The sequence below is a fragment of the Methylobacter sp. BlB1 genome (assembly GCF_015476545.1).
GTDB lineage: Bacteria > Pseudomonadota > Gammaproteobacteria > Methylococcales > Methylomonadaceae > Methylobacter.
In genome coordinates this window covers 1-4,745 of the sequence record NZ_JADMKV010000122.1, presented here as the reverse complement: position 1 = coordinate 4,745, position 4,745 = coordinate 1, and the positions used below count along the sequence as shown (strand labels likewise).

3 protein-coding genes are annotated in these 4,745 nt (G+C 42.0%); all 3 read left to right on the top strand.

Annotated features, from left to right (window positions below; genetic code table 11):
* Positions 1–748 precede the first annotated feature (748 nt).
* The 3 genes from IT781_RS21370 (at position 749) to IT781_RS21360 (ending at position 4,560) form a co-directional block, all read left to right on the top strand.
* Positions 749–1,981 carry a glycosyltransferase family 4 protein gene (locus IT781_RS21370; RefSeq protein WP_194972195.1) on the top strand — a complete coding sequence of 411 codons (1,233 nt, stop codon included), beginning with the start codon at positions 749–751 and terminating at the stop codon, positions 1,979–1,981.
* A gap of 80 nt (positions 1,982–2,061) precedes the next feature.
* Entirely contained in the window at positions 2,062–3,114 is a 1,053-nt protein-coding gene (locus IT781_RS21365) for a bifunctional 2-polyprenyl-6-hydroxyphenol methylase/3-demethylubiquinol 3-O-methyltransferase UbiG (protein WP_194972194.1), read from the top strand.
* A gap of 18 nt (positions 3,115–3,132) precedes the next feature.
* Positions 3,133–4,560: a bifunctional 2-polyprenyl-6-hydroxyphenol methylase/3-demethylubiquinol 3-O-methyltransferase UbiG gene (locus tag IT781_RS21360; RefSeq protein WP_194972193.1), complete on the top strand. Its 1,428-nt coding sequence runs from the start codon at positions 3,133–3,135 to the stop codon at positions 4,558–4,560.
* The last annotated feature ends 185 nt before the right edge of the window (positions 4,561–4,745 follow it).

Sequence of the window (4,745 nt, the reverse complement as noted above, 5' to 3'; positions counted from 1 at the left end):
ATAAGGATGACTGGTTTGGCGGCGTTAGCACAGATGGTCGGACTGGACGCTTACGCTCTAATTAATCTAGAGTGGTGGTCTAAGTACCATTGCTTAGGCATTCGTACCAACTTTATTGTTGAGCAAAAATAAGGGACACTAATCCTTAAGGCAAGGGTACCGAATAAGTGGGCGACTAAATTATCGAGCGGCAAAGCTGAGTAGTGGGAACAGTCTCTCGAAACTATTGAAACGAATCCGTTTGATTTAACAATAGAAATTGAAAAACAAATGTAAGAAATGTATCAATAAAATATAAGCGATTATATGTTGGAGCTTATAGCTCTTGTATAGAGCAACAATTTTTATTGCCCGGCTTTCCAATATTCACGTGATAGAGTTCAGTGGAAAAATAGAACTGAAAATAGAGATTTTCCTGTTCAGTTGAGCATTAAATACAAAGCATTACAGCCAATGGGCTAGCTAAAAAGGCTTTAAGGTGCGTTAATAAAAAATTGCTGTAGAACATAGTTATAGCAAACGCAATGCCTTAAAGAGAAATCGACATGCAGAAATCTTGTGTTAATAGTACTGCTCGAACTGAGAGCCTTAAAAATTAAAGTGGAAGGTGACTCTGTGATAAGTGTTAACACTAAGAATAAAGAATTTATTGGCATTGCATATCATGATCAAAAAAAAATTATTGAAAATTTTGATCATGACTTTCTTTACTATGCAAATGGGAATGAATTATTAGGAGAACGGAACCATGTCTTCGCCAGCTAAAGTGTTGTTGCTCGTCGAAAATAACTCGTACCCTTTTGATTTTCGTGTACGCCGCGAGGCGCATGCATTGCGTGATGCGGGCTATCAGGTAAGCGTCATTGCCCCCCGAGGTCCTGCTCAGCCGTGGATAGAGGACGTTGAAGGCATCAGTGTTTACCGTTTTCCGGCTCCGCCAGGAGGCGCCGGCGTAATCAGTTATGCATTTGAGTTTGGTTATGCAACGCTCGTTATGTTATTGCTGACAGCCTGGGTTGCAATGCGCAAAGGAATTGATGTCATTCATGCAGCGAATCCACCTGATACACTTTTTGTTATTGGCGCCATATTCAAATTGTTCGGGAAGCGATTTGTCTTTGATCAGCATGATCTTGCGTCAGAGATCTATCTTTCCCGCTTTGAGCGGCCGCGTACAAATCTTATTTACAAAATATTGCGCATTTTGGAACGATGTTCATATGCAACGGCTGATGTAGTTGTTGCCACGAATGAGTCCTACAAACAAATGGCTCTCAATCGGGGAAACAAGCACCTGGATAAGGTGTTTATTGTTCGGAATGGGCCACCTCTCGCCTATAAGTTGCTGGAACCCGATCCCGATTTAGTCCTGAAAGCAAAATATCTGATTGGGTATATTGGTACTATAGGGCCTCAGGACGGAGTGGATTACTGGCTGCGAGCTATACGTGAGATGGTATTTACTCTTGGACGGCGCGACTTTCTGGCCATTATTATCGGAAGCGGAGATGCTTTATCTAGTGTGCAGGCTTTAGCCAAGGAGTTGCAAATTGAGGCTCATGTTTTATTTACCGGTCGGCTTTCAGAGTTAGAATCCCGCAAATATCTTTCAGCTGTTAATGTATGTGTACAGCCGGATCCGTTAAGCCCACTGAATGACAAGTCCACAATGAATAAGCTTATGGAGTATATGGCATTAGGTAAGCCGACAGTAGCGTTCGATTTGGTCGAGACTCGTTTTTCCGCCCAGGAAGCAGCAATTTATGTTCAACCGAATGACGAGCTAGAGTTTGCCGAGCGAGTTAGTTGGTTACTGGATAATCCAGACGAATGTGAGAAAATGGGTAAAATTGGCCGTGATAGAGTTGCTAATGCATTGGCATGGGAATACTCAGTACCCGTACTGCTCCAGGCGTATAGCGAGGGTTTAGGATTGCCTTTGTGTTATTTGTCTAATCTAACGGTAAATAAAGAGCCATGATTTAATAGACTTGGACCATTCCTTAAGTCACTCTTTAATAGACCGGAAATGCACTTTTTGATAAGAGGAGTCATTACATTATGATGACTGAATCGATAGATGCAGCTGAGATCCGGGCGGAGCCTTATCCAACCTGCACCATATGCGGAAGGGAAGGGGAATTCATTTACTTTGAACAGCAAGACCGAATGTTCGATGCGCCCGGGGAATGGAATCTAAAGCAATGCACCAATGAGCAGTGCCGATTGGTCTGGTTGGATCCCATGCCGATAAAAGAAGATATTGGCAAAGCCTATGCACATTACTATACCCATACCTCGCAAAGTAATGAAAGGCATGTAGGAATGCTAAAACGAATTTACTTTCTGCTGAAACGCGAATATTTGACAAGTAAATATAACTATCAATTCAAATCGAATTCTTTGCTGATTCCTTGTATTGGACAATTTTTATATCTGTTTCCTCTCCGCCGCGCCGAAGCGGATGGGGAGGTTCGATTTTTGAACGCTGTACCTTCTGGTAAACTGCTGGACGTAGGATGTGGTTCGGGTGACTGGCTACTGTCGATGAGAGAATTGGGTTGGGAGGTAACAGGTGTTGATTTCGATGAGAGTGCTGTAAAAGAAGGCAGAGAGAGAGGACTAACGGTTTATTGTGAAAACTTGGAGCAATTGAACTTTCCAAATGAAAGCTTTGATGCGGTCTGCTTGAACCATGTAATTGAGCATGTTTATGATCCAGTTAGGACGCTGAAGGAATGTGCTCGGATATTGAGGCCCGGAGGAAAACTCGTGGTATCTACACCTAATGGTTCAAGCCTCGGTCATCGAATTTACAAAAAATACTGGCGAGGGTTGGAGCCACCGAGACACCTGCACATATTTTCTTTCCAATCCATACATCAAGCGATTAGTCTTGCTGGGTTCCAGAAAACAACTGTTATGCCACAAGTCGCAGACTCCATTATATACGAAAGTCATCTTCTTCGAAGGGGATGGCAAAGTTCATTTGTGGGAGCCCGCCGTCAATGGCTTATTTGGTTTTTTGCTCGATTTTTTTGTAAAGCTGAATTATTGCTAACCAAATGGAAACCTTCGTTAGCCGATTGTGTAACTGTAATTGCGGTGAAGTAATTAATTTGGAGAATTACCATGAATCAAACAAATGTTACTGATTTAGGATTAGGCTCCCGCAAGATTCGGCTTTTGGTTACTATTGCCAGTTACGGATTAAAAAATCTTGATCTATTGAAGCGAATCATTCATCGGTATCACAGTATGACCATAGATGTGGATGTGGTAGTGGTTTCCAATGAACCGAAAGAATTGGACGGGGTTAAAGTCGTGGTTGGGCTACCTTCTAAAAATCCATGGTCTTTACCTTTCGCACATAAGCCAATTTTTGCTCAGAACATCGATAAATATGATTTATTTGCGTATTCTGAGGATGACATGGAAGTGACAGAGGAGAATATTCATTCGTTTCTGCGCGCTACAAATGATTTGGCACAGGATGAAATTGCCGGATTTCTTCGCTATGAGGTGGATAAGTTTGGAATTTGGTCTCTCCCCGAAGTACATGGTAGATATTACTGGAAACCCGAATCGGTAAAGCAACGCGGAAATTATACGATCGCAGAATTCACAAATGAGCACGCTGCATTTTATCTGCTCACACAGGCTCAGCTAAGACAAGCTATTGCTTCTGGCGGTTTTCTTCGGCCTCCATACGAGGGCCGTTATGATATGCTGTGCACTGCTGCGACGGATCCTTATACGAGTTGCGGCTTTCGTAAAGTCATTTGCATTTCTGCTGTCGAAGATTTTCTTATTCATCATCTTTCTGATCGCTATACGGGACAATTTGGCGTTTCACTTTCCATTGTTAAAGAGCAGATCCATACGCAAATAGCCATTGCTAAAGGTATTCATCCGGTAAGTAATCTCTTTCGCGCTGAATCTCTTATGTTAGATGGTGAATGGTCAAAAAATTATTACGAGCAGCCATGCGAGGATTTGCTTAAACTAGTGCCATATAATACTAAAAGCATTCTCTCTATCGGATGTGGTTGGGGAGCGACTGAGGCTAAGTTAAAAGAACGTGGAGCTATAGTTACTGCTCTTCCTATGAATTCCATATTCGGAGCAATGGCGGCGCGGCTTGGAATTGATGTGATTTATGGTTCACTCGAAGAGTGCCTGGAAAAGTTAAATGGCCGAACTTTTGATTGTGTGATCATGACGGATTTGTTACATCTACTTCCAAATCCTGAACAGGTGGTCGAACCTTGTTCTCATTTTGTTCGCCAAGGTGGAACATTTGTAATTAGTGGTCCAAATTTTGGTTCCGTTAGGATGCTAGTTAAATGTGCATTGGGCATGGGAGATTATAAAAAGTTACATAATTTTAATGAAAGCGGGGTTTACATGTTAGGCCCGACTGTATTGAAAGGATACCTGAAGAGATCAGGTCTTAGCATTGCGTCCTTACGTTGGCTTAACGGGATGTCTAAAAGTGGAATAGAAAGAAAACTCGGTGGGCTTGGGGCTGATAACTGGATTTTGCAAGCGCACCGCTAATTTCTTCACAAACAACGGCATTGTTAGTTAAGTATAGTATCTAATTCACTGTTTCATTTAAGCATCAAAAGCATAAGAATATTTGAGCATAACTTTGCTTTTTGCTATAGCAATTTGATTTTCGACATAGCCGAGCAAGAAAATGCCTGAATAAGCTGTTATAGCCTTCCACGGTATAGGTTTCA